This is a genomic window from Pseudomonas sp. NDM, assembly GCF_003105095.1.
In the GTDB taxonomy this organism is placed as follows: domain Bacteria; phylum Pseudomonadota; class Gammaproteobacteria; order Pseudomonadales; family Pseudomonadaceae; genus Aquipseudomonas; species Aquipseudomonas moraviensis_A.
Map to the genome: position 1 here is coordinate 26897 of NZ_QETJ01000017.1, position 18894 is coordinate 45790.

The following is an 18894-nucleotide window of genomic DNA, read 5'->3' on the forward strand; positions in this document are numbered from 1 at the left end:
GAAGGGGGCTAACGATCAAACAAGCGCAAAAGATCGCAGGGTAGGAGCTGCCGAAGGCTGCGATCTTTTGATCTTTTGATTTTTATCTGGCGGGCACCAAAGCAGGAGCAGAAGAGGTGTGCCAGATCAGCACCTTGCTCACCCGGTTCTCCTCGGTCTCGAGGATTTCCAGTCGATAACGCCCGATCTTCAGGCACACCGCGCTTTCCGGAATGGTTTCCAGCGCTTCGGTGACCAGGCCATTGAGCGTCTTCGGCCCGTCGCTTGGCAGATGCCAGCCCAGGCACTTGTTCACATCGCGGATCGATGCGGCGCCATCGATCAGCATGCGCCCGTCGGCTTGTGGATGGATATGCGGGTTGTCGAGGCTGTGTTCGCTTTCGAATTCGCCGACGATCTCTTCGAGAATGTCCTCGAGGGTGACGATGCCGAGGACTTCGCCATACTCGTCGACGACCATGCCCAGGCGGCGCTGCTGCTTGTGAAAATTGAGCAATTGCAGTTGCAACGGCGTGCTTTCCGGGACGAAGTAGGGCTCGTAACTGGCGGCCAGCAGCGCTTCGCGGGTGAGTTCGCCATTGCTCAGCAAATGGCCGATCTGCCGGGTGTTGAGCACCGCTTCGACCTGATTGATGTCGCTGTGAAACACCGGCAGGCGCGTGCGTGTGTTGTTGCGCAGTTGCTCGATGATCTCTTCGATCGAATCGTCGAGATTGATGCCGTCGACATCACTGCGCGGCACCAGGATGTCGTTGACCGTAATGTTGTCCAGCGCGTGAATGCCTGCGACCGGGTGGGCGCGAACCGGGTGCTCTGGGGCGTCGTCAGGATCGGCCGGCAAATCATCTTCGCTCTGCTGCACCACCTGAGCCGTTCGCGTGAACGGAGTCGTCAGCAAAACGCTGAGACGGCTGAGCAGCCAGGCGAACGGGTAGACGATTTTCATCGGCACGGCCAGCAGAGCGTTGCCGAACGCCAGTACGGCGTCGGGATAGCGCCGGGCTACGGCGCGCGGGAAATAATCGGCGAACACCAGCAGGATGGCGCCGGCGCCAAGGCAGGCCGCCCACGGGCCGTTTTCTTCACAGAGGAAGATCGCCAGCAGCGTCGCGATGATCACCGCAAGGGCGCGGCACAGGGTGTTGCAGAGGATCAGGCTGTCGAGCGGGAAGCTCAGCCTGGCCAGCGGTTTATCGCTGGCGCGCGAGGCGACACGTTGCGCAAGCAGGTACTGCTGCGCGATTTCGACGGCGGTAAACAGCCCCGACCATAAAATCAGCAGGACAAATACCGCGAGCATCGGCCCTATGGGCAAACCGTCCATTTATGCCGCCCGTCAGATGTGCAGAATGTATTCACGAACCAGTTTGCTGCCGAAGTACGCCAGCATCAGCAGGCAGAAACCGGCGAGGGTCCAGCGAATCGCCTTGTGGCCACGCCAGCCCAGACGGTTGCGGCCCCACAGCAGCACGCTGAAGACGATCCACGCCAGGCAGGCCAGCAGGGTCTTGTGCACCAGATGCTGGGCAAACAGGTTCTCGACGAACAGCCAGCCGGAGATCAGCGACAGCGACAGCAGCGTCCAGCCGGCCCAGAGAAAACCGAACAGCAGGCTCTCCATGGTTTGCAGCGGCGGGAAGTTCTTGATCAGCCCGGACGGGTGCTTGTGCTTGAGCTGATGGTCCTGCACCAGCAGCAGCAACGCCTGGAACACCGCGATGGTGAACATGCCGTAGGCGAGGATGGACAATAGAATGTGGGCGAGGATGCCCGGCTCTTCATCGATGATCTGCACCGTGCCGGTCGGCGCGAACTGCGCCAGCAATACTGTGATCGCGCCCAGCGGGAACAGCAGCACCAGCAGGTTTTCCACCGGGATCCGCGAACAGGCGAGCAGGGTCAGGGCAATCACCGCGGCGGCAATCAGGCTCGAGGCGCTGAAAAAGTCCAGGCCCAGGCCGATCGGGGTCAACAGATGAGTGAGCAGGCTGGCGCCGTGGGCGAGCACGGCGAACACGCCGAGGCTGACCAGCAGGCGCTTGTTCGCCTTGGCGCCGGTGGCCAGGCGGGTACTTTGATAGACGGTCGCAGCGGCATAGAGCAGGGCGGCGGCGAGGGTGGTCAGCAAACTGGGTGACAAGGGGAGCATAAATCCTGTTAGGCGAGCCCGAAAGGCGCTGAGTTTGGCATAGAACCGCCACGGCACGAAAGACTCCGCAAGCTGACGGCGAGGTGTCCGCCGGTCGCAGTCTTCGCTATAATCCGCGACCTGCCCACGCCGCAGGCTCGCCGAGCACATGTTGATTCCGGTCTGGGCCGCCATTATCCCGGTCTGTACAGGGCCTGAAAGGATCGCGCAATGTTTGAAAACTTAACCGACCGTCTCTCGCAGACGCTGCGCCATGTTACCGGCAAGGCGAAGCTGACCGAGGACAATATCAAAGACACCCTGCGTGAAGTGCGCATGGCGTTGCTCGAAGCTGACGTCGCATTGCCGGTGGTCAAGGACTTCGTCAATTCGGTCAAGGAACGCGCTGTCGGCACCGAGGTGTCGCGCAGCCTGACGCCGGGCCAGGCGTTCGTGAAGATCGTCCAGGCCGAACTCGAAAGCCTGATGGGCGCGGCCAACGAAGATCTGAACCTGAGCGCTGTTCCTCCTGCCGTGATTCTGATGGCCGGTCTGCAGGGTGCGGGTAAAACCACCACTGCCGGCAAGCTGGCGCGCTTCCTTAAAGAGCGCAAGAAGAAGTCGGTCATGGTCGTGTCTGCGGACATCTACCGTCCGGCCGCGATCAAGCAGCTGGAAACCCTGGCCAACGACATCGGCGTGACGTTCTTCCCGTCCGACCTGAGCCAGAAGCCGGTCGACATCGCCAACGCGGCTATCAAAGAAGCAAAACTGAAATTCATCGACGTGGTCATCGTCGACACCGCCGGTCGTCTGCACATCGATGAAGAGATGATGGGCGAGATCAAGGCGTTGCACGCCGCGATCAACCCGGTGGAAACCCTGTTCGTGGTCGACGCCATGACTGGTCAGGACGCCGCCAACACGGCCAAGGCCTTTGGCGATGCGCTGCCGCTGACCGGTGTGATCCTGACCAAGGTCGACGGCGACGCCCGTGGCGGTGCCGCGCTGTCGGTGCGCGCGATTACCGGCAAGCCGATCAAGTTCATCGGTATGGGCGAGAAGAGCGAGGCGCTCGACCCGTTCCATCCTGAGCGGATCGCCTCGCGGATCCTCGGCATGGGCGACGTGCTCAGCCTGATCGAACAAGCCGAAGCGACGCTGGACAAGGACAAGGCCGACAAACTGGCCAAGAAGCTGAAGAAGGGCAAGGGCTTCGACCTCGAAGACTTCCGCGATCAGCTGCAACAGATGAAGAACATGGGTGGCCTGGGCGGGCTCATGGACAAACTGCCGAGCATCGGCGGCGTCAACCTGTCGCAAATGGGCAATGCCCAGAACGCCGCAGAGAAGCAATTCAAGCAGATGGAAGCCATCATCAATTCCATGACCCCGGCCGAGCGCCGTGACCCTGAGCTGATCAGCGGTTCGCGCAAGCGTCGGATCGCCATGGGTTCCGGCACTCAGGTGCAGGACATCGGCCGCTTGATCAAGCAGCACAAGCAAATGCAGAAGATGATGAAGAAATTCACCGCCAAGGGCGGTATGGCAAAAATGATGCGCGGCATGGGCGGTATGTTGCCCGGCGGCGGCATGCCGAAGATGTAAGACGTTCTGTCTGATCCATTCTTCTTATATATGGCGAGAGAAATGGGTAAGGCGGGCACAAGATCCGCGCCGGTCGTCGCACCGGCGCAGACCCTGCAAGGAAGCAGGATCCACAGCAAACCCGCACTCGGCGGGAGCTGACTGGCCGTTTTCATCGACGGCTCTCCATGCAAATCTGCACGGCATGCCATGGGCGCCGGAAAAAGGCATTTGCAAAAGTCCGGATATTCCTTAGAATATGCGGCCTTTCGGGCACCCATGCCCGCTGTGCATTTAGATTTGCAGCACCGACTACAGGAACGATGTTCACATGCTAACAATCCGTCTTGCCCTTGGCGGCTCCAAAAAGCGCCCGTTTTACCACCTGACCGTAACCGACTCGCGTAACCCGCGTGACGGCTCCCACAAAGAACAGGTTGGTTTCTTCAACCCTGTTGCCCGTGGTCAGGAAATCCGTCTGTCCGTGAACCAAGAGCGCGTTGCCTACTGGCTGAGCGTTGGTGCACAACCTTCTGAGCGCGTTGCTCAGTTGTTGAAGGAATCTGCCAAGGCTGCGGCCTGAGCAATATGAACGCGACGCCAGCTCCTGCCGATGATTTGATCGTTATTGGCAAAATTTATTCTGTTCATGGCGTTCGCGGCGAAGTGAAGGTTTATTCCTTTACTGATCCGACTGAAAACCTGTTGCAGTACAAAACCTGGACGCTCAAGCGCGAAGGCAATGTCAAACAGGTCGAGCTGGTCAGTGGACGCGGGAGCGACAAGTTCCTGGTCGCCAAGCTCAAGGGTCTCGATGATCGTGAAGAAGCTCGTCTTCTGGCCGGTTATGAGATCTGCGTGCCGCGCAACCTGTTCGCTGAATTGACCGAAGGCGAGTACTACTGGTACCAGCTGGAAGGTCTGAAGGTCATCGACACTCTTGGGCAATTGCTCGGGAAAATCGATCATCTTCTGGAAACCGGCGCCAATGATGTAATGGTCGTCAAGCCTTGCGCTGGCAGCCTGGATGATCGCGAACGCCTGTTGCCCTATACGGAGCAATGCGTGTTGGCCGTCGACCTGGAAGCGGGCGAGATGAAGGTGGATTGGGACGCGGATTTCTGAACGTGGCTAACTTGCGCGTAGAAGTGATCAGTCTGTTTCCCGAGATGTTTTCCGCCATTGGCGATTACGGCATCACCAGTCGTGCGGTCAAACAGGGGCTCTTGCAGCTGACCTGTTGGAATCCGCGAGATTACACGACGGATCGGCATCACACTGTGGACGATCGCCCGTTTGGCGGTGGTCCGGGCATGGTGATGAAGATCAAGCCCCTGGAAGATGCTCTGGCCCAGGCCAAGGCAGCAGCCGGGGAGGCGGCGAAGGTGATTTACCTGTCCCCCCAAGGCCGTCAACTGACTCAGTCGGCGGTACGCGAGCTGGCACAATCGGATGCATTGATCCTGATTGCCGGCCGCTACGAAGGCATTGACGAGCGCTTTATTGAGGCTCATGTCGATGAAGAGTGGTCGATTGGCGACTATGTACTGTCTGGCGGCGAGCTGCCGGCCATGGTCCTGATCGATGCGGTTACACGACTGCTGCCTGGAGCTTTAGGGCATGCGGATTCCGCTGAGGAAGATTCCTTTACGGATGGTCTGCTGGATTGCCCGCACTACACCCGACCGGAGGTGTATGCGGATCAGCGTGTTCCCGACGTGTTGCTGAGTGGCAATCACGCGCATATCCGGCGTTGGCGTTTACAGCAGTCCCTTGGTCGGACCTATGAACGACGCGCCGATCTTCTGGAAAGCCGCTCGCTTTCTGGAGAAGAGAAGAAGCTGCTCGAGGAATACATCCGCGAGCGGGACGATAGTTAACAACGTATCGATGGTAGATCGAACGATTTACCTTAGGAGCACAGCATGACCAACAAAATCATCCTTGCACTCGAAGCAGAGCAGATGACCAAAGAAATCCCTACCTTCGCCCCAGGCGACACTATTGTCGTTCAGGTGAAAGTGAAGGAAGGCGATCGTTCCCGTCTGCAAGCGTTCGAAGGCGTTGTAATCGCCAAGCGTAACCGCGGCGTGAACAGTGCGTTCACCGTTCGTAAAATCTCCAACGGTGTTGGCGTAGAACGTACTTTCCAGACCTACTCCCCGCAGATCGACAGCATGGCTGTTAAACGTCGCGGTGACGTACGTAAAGCCAAGCTGTACTACCTGCGCGACCTGTCGGGTAAAGCAGCCCGCATCAAGGAAAAACTGGCTTAAGCCCAGCTTCCGATGCAGAAAAAAGCAGCCTACGGGCTGCTTTTTTGTTGCCTGCGATTTACCGGACGCCTTGCACGCGCCTCGCTTAATGAAGCTGCCTGTTTCTTGAACTGGCCGGCTATGAAAGACTGGCGCCCCTTTACTGACTATTTGCACGCCGCGCGAAAAGCAGCCTGCCCGAGCCCCCATGCCTGCCATCGACCATCCGCTGATTGATCAATTCCTCGACGCTTTATGGCTGGAAAAAGGCCTCTCCGACAATACCCGCGACGCCTATCGCAGCGATCTCGCGCTGTTCAACGGCTGGTTGCAGGAGAAGAATCTCGAACTGATCAATGCCGGCCGAGAGTTGATCCTCGATCACCTGGCGTGGCGCCTGGAGCAGAACTACAAGCCGCGCTCGACCGCCAGATTTCTCTCCGGGGTGCGTGGCTTTTATCGCTATCTGCTGCGGGAAAAGCTGATCAGTGTCGATCCGACGTTACGTGTCGACATGCCGCAACTGGGCAGGCCGTTACCCAAGTCGCTATCGGAAGCCGATGTCGACGCGCTGCTCAAGGCGCCGGATTTGAGTGACGCCATCGGCCAGCGTGACCGCGCGATGCTGGAAGTGTTGTATGCCTGTGGTTTGCGCGTGACCGAACTGATCAGCCTGACGCTGGAGCAGGTCAATCTGCGCCAGGGCGTATTGCGGGTGATGGGCAAGGGCAGCAAGGAACGGCTGGTGCCGATGGGCGAGGAGGCGATTGTCTGGGTCGAGCGTTATATGCGTGATGGCCGTCAGGAATTGCTCGGTGGCCGCCCTAGCGATGTGCTGTTCCCGAGCCAGCGCGGCGAGCAGATGACCCGGCAGACGTTCTGGCACCGGATCAAGCACCAGGCCAAGGTCGCCGGGATCAACAAGTCGCTGTCTCCGCATACCTTGCGCCACGCGTTTGCCACGCACCTGCTCAACCATGGCGCGGACTTGCGCGTGGTGCAGATGCTGCTTGGCCACAGCGATCTTTCCACCACGCAGATTTATACCCACGTCGCCCGCGCCCGCCTGCAGGACCTGCACGCCAAACACCACCCCCGCGGCTGAACACCAAACCCTTGTAGGAGTGAGCCTGCTCGCGATAGCGGTCTGTTAGTCAAAGCCGTGTCGGCAGGACTACCGCTATCGCGAGCAGGCTCACTCCTACAAGGATTCTGCGGTGACGTTCAAATGTGTGGCGACAGGCGCATTCGGCCCTCGCGGCCTTATGTGTTAGGCTTTCCCGGTTTGCACGATGGACGGTTATGACCCGGTGTTTCGCACGGGCGTTCTGATCGTTTCATTGGCCCGCCCTCAGGAGTACTCATGCGTCTGACCCAGATTTTCGCCGCCGCCGCTATTGCGCTGGTGAGCACCTTTGCCGTCGCCGACGACGCGGCCGACAAAGCCATTCGTCAAAGCCTGGAAAAACTCGAACTCGAGGTTCCGGTCGAAAGCATCAATGCCAGCCCGTTGCCCGGCATGTACGAAGTCAAACTCAAAGGCAGCCGCGTGCTCTACGCGAGCGCCGATGGCCAGTACATCGTGCAGGGCAACCTGTACCAGCTGGAGAACGGCAAACCGGTCAACCTGACCGAGAAGACCGAACGCCTGGGCATTTCCAAACTGATCAATGCCATTCCGGTCGCCGAAACCGTGGTGTACCCGGCGGTGGGCGAGACCAAATCGCACATCACCGTGTTCACCGACACCACCTGCCCGTATTGCCACAAACTGCACGCCGAAGTGCCCGAGCTGAACAAGCGCGGCATCGAAGTGCGCTACGTGGCGTTCCCGCGCCAGGGCCTGAATTCGCCGGGCGACGAACAGCTGCAAGCGGTGTGGTGTTCGAAAGACAAGAAAGCTGCCATGGACAAAATGGTCGATGGCAAGGAAATCAAGGCCGCCAAGTGCGATAACCCGGTTTCCAGACAGTTCGCCCTCGGTCAGTCGATCGGCGTGAACGGCACACCGGCCATCGTTTTGGCTGACGGCCAGGTCATTCCAGGCTACCAGCCTGCGCCACAAGTCGCCAAACTGGCGCTGGGCGCGAAGTAATTCGCATCGTCACGGGCAGCCGTTGACGATCGTGGTCCGGCAGCAATAGCGCCGGGCCATCAACAGAGAGCCGCGAGCACGCGGTTGTTTTCCGGCCGACCCTGCGTCGGCCGTTTCATGGGGAGTTCACAGTGAATCCGGTCAAAGTAGGCATCTGTGGGTTAGGGACCGTCGGTGGCGGTACCTTCAACGTACTTCAGCGCAACGCCGAGGAAATTGCTCGTCGTGCCGGGCGTGGAATCGAAGTGGCACAAATTGCCACGCGCACGCCAAAGCCTCAGTTCCAGACGACCGGTATTGCGATTACCAACGATGTCTTCGAAGTGGCCACGAACCCTGAGATCGACATCGTCATAGAGCTGATGGGCGGCTACACCGTTGCCCGCGAGCTGGTACTCAAGGCCATCGAGAATGGCAAGCATGTGGTCACCGCGAACAAGGCACTGATTGCCGTTCACGGTAATGAAATTTTCGCCAAGGCCCGCGAGAAAGGCGTGATCGTGGCGTTCGAAGCAGCGGTGGCCGGTGGCATTCCGGTGATCAAGGCGATCCGCGAAGGCCTGTCCGCCAACCGTATCAACTGGGTCGCCGGGATCATTAATGGCACCGGCAACTTCATCCTCACCGAAATGCGCGAGAAGGGCCGTACGTTCGAAGACGTGCTGGCCGAAGCGCAGGCGCTGGGTTATGCCGAAGCCGACCCGACCTTCGACGTCGAAGGCATCGATGCCGCGCACAAGCTGACCATTCTGGCGTCGATTGCGTTCGGTATTCCGCTGCAATTCGACAAGGCATACACCGAAGGCATCACCAAACTGACCACCGCCGACGTCAACTATGCCGAAGCGTTGGGCTATCGCATCAAGCACCTCGGTGTGGCGCGCAGCACTGACGCCGGCATCGAGTTGCGCGTACACCCGACGCTGATCCCGGCCGATCGCCTGATCGCCAACGTCAACGGGGTGATGAACGCAGTGATGGTCAACGGTGACGCCGCCGGTTCGACGCTGTTCTACGGTGCCGGCGCTGGCATGGAGCCAACCGCTTCGTCGGTGATCGCCGATCTGGTCGACGTGGTTCGCGCCATGACCTCCGACCCGGAAAACCGCGTGCCGCACCTGGCCTTCCAGCCGGACTCGCTGTCGGCACATCCGATCTTGCCGATCGAAGCCTGCGAAAGCGCTTACTACCTGCGCATTCACGCCAAGGACCACCCGGGCGTACTGGCTCAGGTGGCGAGCATCCTGTCGGAGCGCGGCATCAATATCGAATCGATCATGCAGAAGGAAGTCGAAGAGCATGACGGCCTGGTGCCGATGATCCTGCTGACCCACCGCGTGGTCGAGCAACGTATCAACGATGCGATTACTGCGCTGGAAGCACTGGCTGGCGTCGACGGCCCGGTTGTACGGATCCGCGTCGAACACTTGAACTAAAAGCAGCGGCAGGCTTCGGGCGGCAAGCGGCAAGAGAGAAGCAGTCTGGCTTTTACTTGCAGCTTGCAGCTTGCAGCTTGCAGCTCAAACCGAAGGTTTGAAAAAATGCGATATATCAGTACCCGCGGCCAGGCACCGGCCCTGAATTTCGAAGACGTCCTGCTGGCCGGTCTGGCGACCGATGGCGGTCTGTACGTCCCGGAAAACCTGCCACGTTTCACTCAGGAAGAGATCGCCTCCTGGGCCGGCCTGCCCTATCACGAACTGGCCTTCCGGGTGATGCGCCCGTTCGTTACCGGCAGTATCCCGGATGCCGATTTCAAGAAGATCCTCGAAGAAACCTACGGTGTGTTCGCCCACAGTGCCGTTGCGCCACTGCGTCAGTTGAACGGCAACGAGTGGGTGCTGGAGCTGTTCCACGGTCCGACCCTGGCGTTCAAGGACTTCGCCCTGCAACTGCTGGGTCGTCTGCTCGATTACGTGCTGGAAAAGCGCGGCGAGCGCGTGGTGATCGTCGGCGCCACTTCCGGTGATACCGGTTCGGCGGCCATCGAAGGCTGTAAGCACTGCGAGAACGTCGACATCTTCATCCTGCACCCGCACCAGCGCGTCTCTGAGGTGCAGCGTCGGCAGATGACGACGATCTTCGGCGAGAACATCCACAACATCGCCATCGAAGGCAACTTCGATGACTGCCAGGAAATGGTCAAGAACAGCTTCGCCGACCAGAGCTTCCTCAAAGGCACGCGTCTGGTGGCGGTGAACTCGATCAACTGGGCGCGGATCATGGCCCAGATCGTTTACTACTTCCATGCGGCCCTGCAGTTGGGCGGTCCGGCGCGTTCGGTGTCGTTCTCGGTACCCACCGGCAACTTCGGCGACATCTTTGCCGGTTACCTGGCACGCAACATGGGCCTGCCGATCAACCAGTTGATCGTCGCAACCAACCGCAACGACATCCTGCACCGCTTCATGAGCGGCAACCAGTACGTCAAGGAAACCCTGCACGCGACCTTGTCGCCGTCGATGGACATCATGGTTTCGTCCAACTTTGAACGCCTGCTGTTCGACCTGCATGGTCGCAATGGTGCGGCAATCGCCGGCCTGATGGGCTCGTTCAAAAAGGACGGCAGTTTCAGCGTCGAACAAGAGCGCTGGACCGAAGCGCGCAAACTGTTCGATTCGCTGGCGGTGGATGACACACAGACCTGTGAAACCATCGCCGAAGTCTACGAGCAGACCGGTGAAGTCCTCGATCCGCACACCGCCATCGGCGTCAAAGCCGCGCGCGAGTGCCGTCGCAGTCTGGATATCCCGATGGTGATTCTGGGCACTGCCCATCCGGTCAAGTTTCCCGAGGCAGTGGAGAAAGCGGGTGTAGGAAAAGCGCTCGAACTACCTGCACATCTTTCTGATTTGTTTGAGCGAAACGAGCGCTGCACGGTTCTGCCGAACGACCTGAAAGCCGTGCAAGCCTTTGTCAGCCAGCATGGCAACCGCGGCAAGCCACTCTAAGCCTGAAAAAGCTGTCACATTTTGAAGCCCGTCTCCTGACGGGCTTTTTTGTTTCTGCTGCCACACTGCTCGGGTTTTCACCCACGAAGGACGGGTGAGTCGATCACGAAGGAAATGGCAATGCTGTTTTACAGAGGTTTGAAACCGGCACTGGGCTGGTTGTTTTTGTCGGCGGTGCTGGGGTGGATGCACAGCGCCATGGCAGCGCAAATGGTACTTGATCAGGCGAATGCGCCCGTCAATGTGCAGCCTGTCGAACTGGACGCACGCGAACGTCAATGGATTCGCGAAAACCCGAAGGTGACAGTGGCATCAGTGCAATACCCGCTGTATTTGTTTCAGGACGAGCACGGGCAGTGGAACGGTCTGAACAACGACGTGCTCAAGCGTGTCACCGCGATGACCGGGCTGCAATTCGAGCATCAGGAATCCTTTTCCACCGACCACATGCTCGAACGCCTGCAAAGCGGGGTCGCGGACATCAGTACGACCCTGGCCATGAGCGATGATCGCAAGCTGTTCCTTGATTTCAGCCACGCTTTCGGTGGTGCGGGCTGGGTTTTTGTCGGCCATGCGGATGCGCCAGTGGTGGACTCTTTCGAGCAACTGGCGAAGCGCGTGTTGGTGCTACCTGCCCGGCACGCACTGGAAGATGTGATTCGGCGTGATTTCCCTTCGATTGAAATACGCTCAGTGAAAACCTACGCCGAAGCCCGGGCGCTGGTTGAAAGTGGTGAAGCCTACGCCACGATCGAAAACGAAATCGGCGCGCAGCTCTATCCGCTGGGCATGCTCAAAGTCGGTGGCTTGGTGGAGGGCAAGTGGGAAGCCGATCACCTGGCTGTACGAAAAGGCATGCCCGAGCTGCTGAGTATTCTCAACAAGGCACTGGAAGCTTTCCCGGCCGCTGAGTTGCGCGCGATCCGGCTCAAGTGGCTCGAAGGCATTTCACCGGCGCCCGTGCCATCGATCTGGCAGCAGTTGGTTGAATGGGGATGCTGGGCGATGGGGGTGATCGGTGTTTTCGGGATACTGTCGCTGGTGTGGAACAGGCGTCTGGCGGCGGTGATCAAGTTGCGCTGTGAGGCGGAGAAGGAGTTGGGTGATCAGTTGGCGTTTCAACATGCCCTGATCGATTCCATGCCGGATCCGGTGTTCGTGCGCGATCTCCAGGGGCGTCTGATCATCTGCAACCGCAGTTACGAAGAGGCGCTGTCGGTGCGCCTGGACCAGATGCAGGGGCGGTTGTTGATCGAGGTCGATGCGTTTCCCGAAACGACCGCGCGGATGCTGCACGATGAGTTCATCGCGCAGCTGCAGACTCGCAAGTCGCGCTTCAGCAAGCGCGAGCTGCTATTCAATGGCGGCCCACGTGAGGTCTATCAGTGGACGGTGCCGTTTTACAGCGGTGACGGCAAATTGCGCGGCTTGTTGGGTGGCTGGACCGACATCACTCAACGCCGGACTGAGAGCGGCTGCCGATGTCTGCATTGAAGAAGGGAAATGTCCTGCAAGACGCGACTACTTTTCTGATGGGAGGCTTAAGACGCCTGGCCTAGAGTGGACGACAACTGCGGTGAGAGTCCGCGATGATCGCTCCAGAGGTCGCCCATGCGCTCGCTTAAAGTCCTGATTCTTGAACCCAATCCGTTCCAGCTGATGGCATTGCATCAAATGCTCAATGCCATCGGCATCTACGACGTCCTGACCGCCCCCTCGTTAGCGTCAGCCTTATGTTCCCTGGGGCACCGCGGTGCGGTCGATATCGCCATTTGCGATCCGCAACTCAAGGGTGGGGATGGCCTGGCCCTGATCCACCATCTGGCCGCGCACCATGAGGCACGGGCGCTGATTCTGCTGGGGTCGGTCGCGCAGAGCCTGTTGACTGACCTGGAACCGGTGCTTCGCCAACAACGACTGCGCCTGCTGGGGCGTCTGCAAACGCCGGTCTCGGCAGTGTTGATGAGGGGCCTGCTGGACAGTTATCTGATCTCGCCGCCGGAACTCATCGAGGCCTGAAGGGGACGGTTATTTTTCTGTCATCTTCGCCGTGCATGCTCTGTCAGACGCAGCCCCCACGAGATTGGGGCGCGAGAGGCAGAACTTTCTTCTCGGGCCGGTGGTCATTTAATGTGAACACGCCCCAGGCACTGTGTTTTCGGACTATTGAGTGGAGATCGAGATGGAAAGTATCAGTCTATTGCTCGGTGAGGCTCTGAGCCCGTATCAGGTGACGCTGACCCCTCGCGGCAGCCATGGTGAATGTCTGGTGACGCTGAAGAACAGCAGCGGCGCCATTGTGGTGGAACGCGAATTCAATCAGGCCCAGTTGAGCGACAAGCGCTTGCTGACAGATGTGGTGGACGGCCTGCACCGCGACGTGATGATCGCCGAAGGACGGCTGGAACCCTGCGTCATCGCGGCGTTGCGCAATGCGGCACTGGACAAGCGTCCGGCCCTGTAAAGATGAAATATGTTTTGTGGGAACCTTCCTGCATCCCTGTCAGTCAGACCCCATAACAGCAGGATCAAGCATTGTGCTCCGGTGCTTGTCGCTTGCTGCTACGGGTCTCGAAGCAGACCACGTTTAACCCCGAGTCGTCTCCCCACTTCTCGGGGTTTCTTTTTGCCTGGCGTTTGCTCACTGCGCATTGGGTTGGTCGAAAGCCAGAGTGCACAGCGGTGCTTAAATGGCTCCGTCTTCACGCAACCTGGCGATGTGCGCCGCGTCGTAGCCCAGTTCGCCAAGCACCTGCGCGTTGTGTTCGCCAAGCTGTGGTCCGACCCACTCCGACGAACCCGGCGTTTCGGAGAGTTTCGGCACGATGCCGGGCATCTTGAAATCCTTGCCGTCCGGCAGCTTGGCATGCAGGAACATCTCCCGCGCCAGGTATTGCGGATCGTTGAGCATGTCCTCGGCGCTGAAGATCCGGCTGACCGGTACGTCGGCCTGATTGAGCAAGTCGAGAACGGTCTGCAGCGGTAAGGAATTGACCCAGCGATCAATCACGCCATACAACTCGTCGCGACGACTGTCGCGGCCGTCATTGCTGGCCAGTACCGAGTCGTTCGCCAGGTCGTCGCGCCCGATGACCTGCATGAACCGTTTGAAGATTGCATCGCCATTGGCGCCGATCTGCACATGCTTGCCGTCGGCGCTGGTGTGGATCGAGGAGGGCGTGATGCCCGGCATGATGTTGCCACTGCGTTCGCGGATGAAACCGAAGACGTCGAACTCCGGCACCATGCTTTCCATCATCGCGAAAATCGCCTCATACAGGGCGACGTCGACCACTTGGCCAAGTCCGCCATTGACCTCACGATGACGCAAAGCCATCAACGCACCAATCACGCCCCACAGCGCGGCAATTGAATCGCCGATGGAAATCCCGGTGCGCACCGGCGGCCGATCCTCGAAACCGGTGATGTACCGCAGGCCGCCCATGGATTCGCCAACCGCGCCGAAGCCTGGCTGATCCTTCATTGGCCCGGTCTGGCCAAAACCGGACAGGCGCACCATCACCAGTTTCGGGTTCAGCGCATGCAAGGTTTCCCAGCTCAGGCCGAGTTTTTCCAGCACGCCGGGGCGGAAGTTTTCGATGAGGATGTCGGCTTCGCCAAGCAGCTGTTTCAGGATCGCCAAGCCGTCGGGGTGTTTCAGATTGAGGGTCAGCGACTTCTTGTTGCGCGCCTGGACGAACCACCATAGGGAGGTGCCTTCGTACAACTTGCGCCATTTGCGCAGGGGATCACCGCCGTCCGGCGATTCGATCTTGATCACTTCGGCGCCGAACTCGCCGCAGATGCGCGAGGCAAAAGGCCCGGCGATCAGCGTACCCAATTCAATGACTTTCAGACCCGAGAGCGGTTTGCTGGTGAACGGCATGCGAAATCCTGTAGGACAAGGCTGAGCGGATAGAGGGTTTTAACATAGCCGGCTGTCCGACGCCGCAGCTTGAGTGCCATCAATTCGATGATTGCCTGTGGCATCGGTTAGACTTGCCGACTTTCCTCGTATCAAGAAGCCCGTTCATGGCCCAGCCGTCCACAACCTACAAATTCGAACTGAACCTCACCGACCTCGACCGCAGCGTCTACGAGAGCGTCAAGCAGACCATCGCCCGTCATCCTTCGGAGACCGAAGAACGCATGACTGTGCGGCTGCTGGCCTACGCGCTCTGGTACAACGAGCAGCTGTCGTTCGGCCGTGGTCTGTCAGACGTGGATGAACCGGCCTTGTGGGAAAAGAGCCTGGATGACCGCGTCCTGCACTGGATCGAAGTCGGCCAGCCGGACGCCGACCGCCTGACCTGGTGCTCGCGCCGCACCGAACGCACCAGCCTGCTGGCCTACGGCAGCCTGCGCGTGTGGGAGACCAAGGTGATCCCGGCGATCAAGAATCTGAAAAACGTCAACATCGCTGCCGTCCCGCAGGAAGTGCTGGAAACCCTGGCCAAGGACATGCCGCGCGTCATCAAGTGGGACGTGATGATCAGCGAAGGCACGATCTTCGTCACCGACGATCGCGGTCAGCACGAAGTCCAGTTGCAATGGCTGCAAGGTGAGCGCGGCTAAAGTCGCGACACCGCCGATATTTCCCACGAACCAAAGAGAAGCCTCCGTCACCCCATGCGTATCGAACCTCGCCAATTGCCTGCCACACTGCCTTTTCTCGGTGATCTGCCGCCACTGCTGACCCGGCTTTACGCGGCTCGGGGCGTGCAGTCGGAGGCGGAGCTGGACAAAAGTCTGGCGCGCTTGATCCCGTTTCAGCAGCTCAAAGGCATTGATGCGGCGGTAGACCTGCTGGTGACGGCACTGGAGCAACGCCAGCGCATTCTGATCGTCGGCGACTTCGACGCGGACGGCGCCACCGCCAGCACCGTCGGTGTGCTCGGTTTGCGCCTGTTGGGCGCGGCGCATGTCGATTATCTGGTGCCGAACCGTTTCGAATACGGCTATGGCCTGACTCCGGAAATCGTCGAAGTTGCGTTGACCCGCGAACCGCAATTGTTGATCACCGTCGACAACGGCATTTCCAGTGTCGAAGGCGTCGCGGCGGCCAGGCGCGCCGGGCTGAAAGTGCTGATCACCGACCACCACTTGCCCGGCGATGAACTGCCGCAGGCCGACGCGTTGGTCAATCCGAACCAGCCAGGCTGCGAGTTTCCTAGCAAGGCACTGGCCGGCGTCGGGGTGATTTTCTATGTATTGATGGCCTTGCGCGCGCGCCTGCGCAGCCTCGGCTGGTACGAGAGCAAACCGCAACCGAACATTGGCGAGCTGCTGGATCTGGTGGCGCTGGGCAGCGTCGCGGACGTGGTACCGCTGGATGCCAACAACCGTATCCTCGTGCATCAAGGTCTGGAGCGGATTCGCGCCGGGCGGGCGCGGCCGGGGATCAAGGCGATTCTCGAAGTCGCCAAGCGAGAGGCGGCGCGGATCACTTCCACCGATCTTGGCTTTATCGTCGGCCCGCGCCTCAACGCCGCAGGACGTCTGGACGACATGAGCCTGGGCATCGAATGCCTGCTCACCGGCGACGCCAATCTGGCCCGGGAAATGGCTGCACAACTGGACGGCATGAACCAGGATCGCAAATCCATCGAGCAGGGCATGCAGCGTGAAGCCCTGGCGCAGCTCAAGGATCTGCCGGTCGAATCGATGCCGTTTGGTCTGTGCCTGTTCGATCCGGAGTGGCACCAGGGTGTGATCGGCATTCTCGCTTCGCGCATGAAAGAACGCTATTTTCGCCCGACCATTGCCTTCGCCGATGCTGGTGATGGCTTGCTCAAGGGCTCCGGTCGTTCGGTGCAGGGCTTCCATATACGTGATGCGCTGAGCGTGGTCGCGGCGCAGCATCCAAACCTGATCGCCAAATATGGTGGTCACGCGATGGCCGCTGGTCTGACCTTGCCGCAGGAGAATTTTCCGCTGTTCGCCGAGGCATTCGACGCCGAAGTGCGTAGGCAACTTCGCGAGGAAGACCTCACCGGGCGCATGTTGTCGGACGGCACGCTGGCCGTCGAAGAGTTCCACCTCGAACTGGCCCGCGCCTTGCGCCACGCCGGGCCGTGGGGGCAGCATTTTCCCGAGCCGCTGTTTCATGGCGTGTTTCAGCTGGTCGAGCAGCGCGTGGTTGGCGAACGGCATTTGAAAGTGGTGCTGAAAAGCGAATGCGGCTCGGTGAAACTCGATGGCATCGCGTTTGGGATCGATCGGGATATCTGGCCGAACCCGACGATTCAATGGGTCGAGTTGGCCTACAAACTTGACGTTAACGAGTTTCGTGGCAACGAGACTGTGCAGTTGATGATTGCTCACATCGAACCGCGTTGACGCCATTCGCGAGCAGGCTCGCTCCCACAGGGAATGTATTCCAAATGTGGGAGCGAGCCTGCTCGCGAAGCATCCTCACACACTGAATTACTCTGAACCCTCCTTCATCCCCGGTTGTCGACTAGGCTCTAAGCACTGCTTGATTGGCCTTGTGACGTCTTGTCGAATTTTTGCCCGCGGGGGCGGGTGCTGCACCCTTTTTCTGTCACTCGTCGACTTTTCAAACAGAACCCTGGAGCCTGCCCACTGATTCGAGAGGTGCCCCATGAGTCTGCTGCTTGAACCCTTTACCCTTCGCCAACTGACCCTGCCCAACCGCATTGCCGTGTCGCCGATGTGCCAGTACTCCAGCGTCGACGGCCTGGCCAACGACTGGCATCTGGTGCACTTGGGCAGCCGCGCGGTGGGCGGTGCCGGGCTGGTTTTCACCGAAGCCACGGCGGTCACTGCCGACGGGCGCATTACCGCCGAAGACCTCGGCCTGTGGAATGACGAACAGATCGCTCCGCTGCAACGCATCACCCGCTTCATCACCGCCCAGGGCGCGGTCGCCGGTATTCAACTGGCCCATGCCGGGCGCAAGGCCAGCACTCACCGGCCGTGGATCGGCAAGCATGGCAGCGTCAAACCCGAAGATGGCGGCTGGACCCCGGTCGGGCCATCGCCGATTGCTTTCGATCCGCAGCATACGCAGCCGAAACAGCTGGATGAAGGGCAGATCGCTGAAGTGATCCAGGCCTTCGTCGACGCGGCCAAACGCGCGCTGACGGCCGGTTTCAGCGTGGTCGAGGTGCATGCCGCGCATGGCTATCTGCTGCATCAGTTTCTGTCGCCGCTGAGCAATCAACGCCGCGATCAGTACGGTGGTTCGTTCGAGAATCGCATCCGTTTGGTGCTGCAGGTCACAGAAGCGGTGAGGGCGGTGTGGCCGGAAGAACTGCCGGTATTTGTCCGCGTTTCGGCGACCGATTGGGTTGAAGATGGCTGGAATCCGGATGAGACCGTGGAGCTGGCGCGGCGTCTGCACACCCTTGGCGCGGATCTGATCGACGTGTCGTCGGGCGGGACTGCGGCCAACGCGGAGATTCCGGTCGGGCCGGGTTATCAGACACGCTTCGCCGAGCGTGTACGCAAGGAGTCAGGCATTGCCACTGGCACTGTCGGAATGATTACCGAGCCTGCGCAGGCTGAGCACATTCTGCGCACCTGCCAGGCCGATATCATTTTCCTCGCCCGCGAGCTGCTGCGTGATCCGTACTGGCCGCTACACGCCGATGATGATCTGGGCGGGCGCAAGGCGGTGTGGCCGGCGCAATACCAACGCGCGACCCATCGCGATCAGCCGATTCATGAGTCTGATTTGCGTGATTGATTGAAGGCTGGAAAGCAAAAGCCCCGAGCCGGTGGTGGTCGGGGCTTTTCTATTCGGCACAAGTTTGCGTTGTCAGGCGGACCTCTTCGCGAGCAGGCTCGCTCCCACAATAGGAATGCGGACCCCTGTGGGAGCGAGCCTGCTCGCGAATGACGCCAGAACAGCCG

The 18894-nt window shown here is 59.8% G+C and carries 18 protein-coding genes; 15 read left to right on the forward strand and 3 right to left on the reverse strand.

The genetic code is table 11. The features are described 5' to 3' along the window. Positions 1 to 82: 82 nt before the first annotated feature. Both DCO47_RS06665 and DCO47_RS06670 read right to left on the reverse strand, forming a co-directional pair. Positions 83 to 1324 (reverse strand): transporter associated domain-containing protein, encoded by a 1242-nt coding sequence (locus DCO47_RS06665; protein WP_064364383.1) that lies wholly within the window; start codon positions 1322 to 1324, stop codon positions 83 to 85. Positions 1325 to 1336: 12 nt separating this feature from the next. Continuing rightward, complete coding sequence (locus DCO47_RS06670; protein ID WP_016771539.1) at positions 1337 to 2149, reverse strand: inner membrane protein YpjD; 813 nt, start codon at positions 2147 to 2149, stop codon at positions 1337 to 1339. Positions 2150 to 2359: 210 nt separating this feature from the next. Between DCO47_RS06670 and ffh the strand changes: the two genes are divergently transcribed. From ffh to DCO47_RS06730, 12 genes are all read left to right on the forward strand, one after another. Then, positions 2360 to 3736, forward strand: a complete 1377-nt coding sequence (gene ffh / locus DCO47_RS06675) for a signal recognition particle protein (RefSeq protein WP_007967791.1) — start codon at positions 2360 to 2362, stop codon at positions 3734 to 3736. Positions 3737 to 4046: 310 nt separating this feature from the next. Continuing rightward, a complete protein-coding gene (gene rpsP / locus DCO47_RS06680) occupies positions 4047 to 4298 on the forward strand; it encodes a 30S ribosomal protein S16 (protein WP_003185073.1) in 252 nt (83 codons plus the stop codon). Positions 4299 to 4303: 5 nt separating this feature from the next. Next, entirely contained in the window at positions 4304 to 4840 is a 537-nt protein-coding gene (rimM, locus tag DCO47_RS06685; protein ID WP_016771538.1) for a ribosome maturation factor RimM, read from the forward strand. Positions 4841 to 4842: 2 nt separating this feature from the next. Further along, positions 4843 to 5595, forward strand: a complete 753-nt coding sequence (gene trmD / locus DCO47_RS06690; protein ID WP_038860625.1) for a tRNA (guanosine(37)-N1)-methyltransferase TrmD — start codon at positions 4843 to 4845, stop codon at positions 5593 to 5595. 45 nt (positions 5596 to 5640) lie between these two features. Continuing rightward, entirely contained in the window at positions 5641 to 5991 is a 351-nt protein-coding gene (rplS, locus tag DCO47_RS06695) for a 50S ribosomal protein L19 (protein WP_003175895.1), read from the forward strand. Between the two features lie 187 nt (positions 5992 to 6178). Beyond that, entirely contained in the window at positions 6179 to 7075 is an 897-nt protein-coding gene (gene xerD / locus DCO47_RS06700) for a site-specific tyrosine recombinase XerD (protein WP_064364382.1), read from the forward strand. 258 nt (positions 7076 to 7333) lie between these two features. Continuing rightward, entirely contained in the window at positions 7334 to 8065 is a 732-nt protein-coding gene (gene dsbC, locus DCO47_RS06705; protein WP_042606918.1) for a bifunctional protein-disulfide isomerase/oxidoreductase DsbC, read from the forward strand. A gap of 131 nt (positions 8066 to 8196) precedes the next feature. Beyond that, positions 8197 to 9501, forward strand: coding sequence for a homoserine dehydrogenase (locus DCO47_RS06710; RefSeq protein WP_024011722.1), 1305 nt, complete (start codon positions 8197 to 8199; stop codon positions 9499 to 9501). 105 nt (positions 9502 to 9606) lie between these two features. Beyond that, complete coding sequence (gene thrC / locus DCO47_RS06715; protein WP_116657770.1) at positions 9607 to 11016, forward strand: threonine synthase; 1410 nt, start codon at positions 9607 to 9609, stop codon at positions 11014 to 11016. A 120-nt stretch (positions 11017 to 11136) separates the two neighbouring features. Beyond that, positions 11137 to 12510 (forward strand): transporter substrate-binding domain-containing protein, encoded by a 1374-nt coding sequence (locus DCO47_RS06720; protein WP_064364380.1) that lies wholly within the window; start codon positions 11137 to 11139, stop codon positions 12508 to 12510. Positions 12511 to 12627: 117 nt separating this feature from the next. After that, positions 12628 to 13035, forward strand: a complete 408-nt coding sequence (locus tag DCO47_RS06725; protein ID WP_042606921.1) for a response regulator — start codon at positions 12628 to 12630, stop codon at positions 13033 to 13035. A 163-nt stretch (positions 13036 to 13198) separates the two neighbouring features. Further along, the gene (locus DCO47_RS06730) at positions 13199 to 13480 is read left to right on the forward strand and encodes a DUF3509 domain-containing protein (protein WP_016771530.1); all 282 of its coding nucleotides are present in this window, start codon (positions 13199 to 13201) and stop codon (positions 13478 to 13480) included. A gap of 222 nt (positions 13481 to 13702) precedes the next feature. On the opposite strand, the gene DCO47_RS06735 is transcribed toward DCO47_RS06730, so the two are convergent. Next, entirely contained in the window at positions 13703 to 14902 is a 1200-nt protein-coding gene (locus tag DCO47_RS06735; RefSeq protein ID WP_116657771.1) for a CaiB/BaiF CoA-transferase family protein, read from the reverse strand. Between the two features lie 146 nt (positions 14903 to 15048). On the opposite strand from DCO47_RS06735, the gene DCO47_RS06740 reads away from it, so the two are divergent. From DCO47_RS06740 to DCO47_RS06750, 3 genes are all read left to right on the forward strand, one after another. After that, a complete protein-coding gene (locus DCO47_RS06740; protein WP_007908961.1) occupies positions 15049 to 15591 on the forward strand; it encodes a YaeQ family protein in 543 nt (180 codons plus the stop codon). Between the two features lie 54 nt (positions 15592 to 15645). Next, entirely contained in the window at positions 15646 to 17355 is a 1710-nt protein-coding gene (recJ, locus tag DCO47_RS06745; protein ID WP_065615862.1) for a single-stranded-DNA-specific exonuclease RecJ, read from the forward strand. Between the two features lie 265 nt (positions 17356 to 17620). Next, positions 17621 to 18727, forward strand: a complete 1107-nt coding sequence (locus tag DCO47_RS06750) for an NADH:flavin oxidoreductase/NADH oxidase (protein ID WP_041478189.1) — start codon at positions 17621 to 17623, stop codon at positions 18725 to 18727. Positions 18728 to 18894: the final 167 nt, after the last annotated feature.

Excerpts from the sequence above, each read along its gene's own strand:
- DCO47_RS06725 (WP_042606921.1), top strand. The coding sequence starts at position 12,628 with ATGCGCTCGCTTAAAGTCCTGATTCTTGAACCCAATCCGTTCCAGCTG.
- DCO47_RS06740 (WP_007908961.1), top strand. The coding sequence starts at position 15,049 with ATGGCCCAGCCGTCCACAACCTACAAATTCGAACTGAACCTCACCGAC.
- DCO47_RS06665 (WP_064364383.1), bottom strand. The coding sequence starts at position 1,324 with ATGGACGGTTTGCCCATAGGGCCGATGCTCGCGGTATTTGTCCTGCTG.
- rpsP (WP_003185073.1), top strand. The coding sequence starts at position 4,047 with ATGCTAACAATCCGTCTTGCCCTTGGCGGCTCCAAAAAGCGCCCGTTT.
- recJ (WP_065615862.1), top strand. The coding sequence starts at position 15,646 with ATGCGTATCGAACCTCGCCAATTGCCTGCCACACTGCCTTTTCTCGGT.
- DCO47_RS06750 (WP_041478189.1), top strand. The coding sequence starts at position 17,621 with ATGAGTCTGCTGCTTGAACCCTTTACCCTTCGCCAACTGACCCTGCCC.
- rimM (WP_016771538.1), top strand. The coding sequence starts at position 4,304 with ATGAACGCGACGCCAGCTCCTGCCGATGATTTGATCGTTATTGGCAAA.
- rplS (WP_003175895.1), top strand. The coding sequence starts at position 5,641 with ATGACCAACAAAATCATCCTTGCACTCGAAGCAGAGCAGATGACCAAA.
- DCO47_RS06730 (WP_016771530.1), top strand. The coding sequence starts at position 13,199 with ATGGAAAGTATCAGTCTATTGCTCGGTGAGGCTCTGAGCCCGTATCAG.
- DCO47_RS06670 (WP_016771539.1), bottom strand. The coding sequence starts at position 2,149 with ATGCTCCCCTTGTCACCCAGTTTGCTGACCACCCTCGCCGCCGCCCTG.
- xerD (WP_064364382.1), top strand. The coding sequence starts at position 6,179 with ATGCCTGCCATCGACCATCCGCTGATTGATCAATTCCTCGACGCTTTA.
- DCO47_RS06735 (WP_116657771.1), bottom strand. The coding sequence starts at position 14,902 with ATGCCGTTCACCAGCAAACCGCTCTCGGGTCTGAAAGTCATTGAATTG.
- dsbC (WP_042606918.1), top strand. The coding sequence starts at position 7,334 with ATGCGTCTGACCCAGATTTTCGCCGCCGCCGCTATTGCGCTGGTGAGC.
- thrC (WP_116657770.1), top strand. The coding sequence starts at position 9,607 with ATGCGATATATCAGTACCCGCGGCCAGGCACCGGCCCTGAATTTCGAA.
- DCO47_RS06720 (WP_064364380.1), top strand. The coding sequence starts at position 11,137 with ATGCTGTTTTACAGAGGTTTGAAACCGGCACTGGGCTGGTTGTTTTTG.
- ffh (WP_007967791.1), top strand. The coding sequence starts at position 2,360 with ATGTTTGAAAACTTAACCGACCGTCTCTCGCAGACGCTGCGCCATGTT.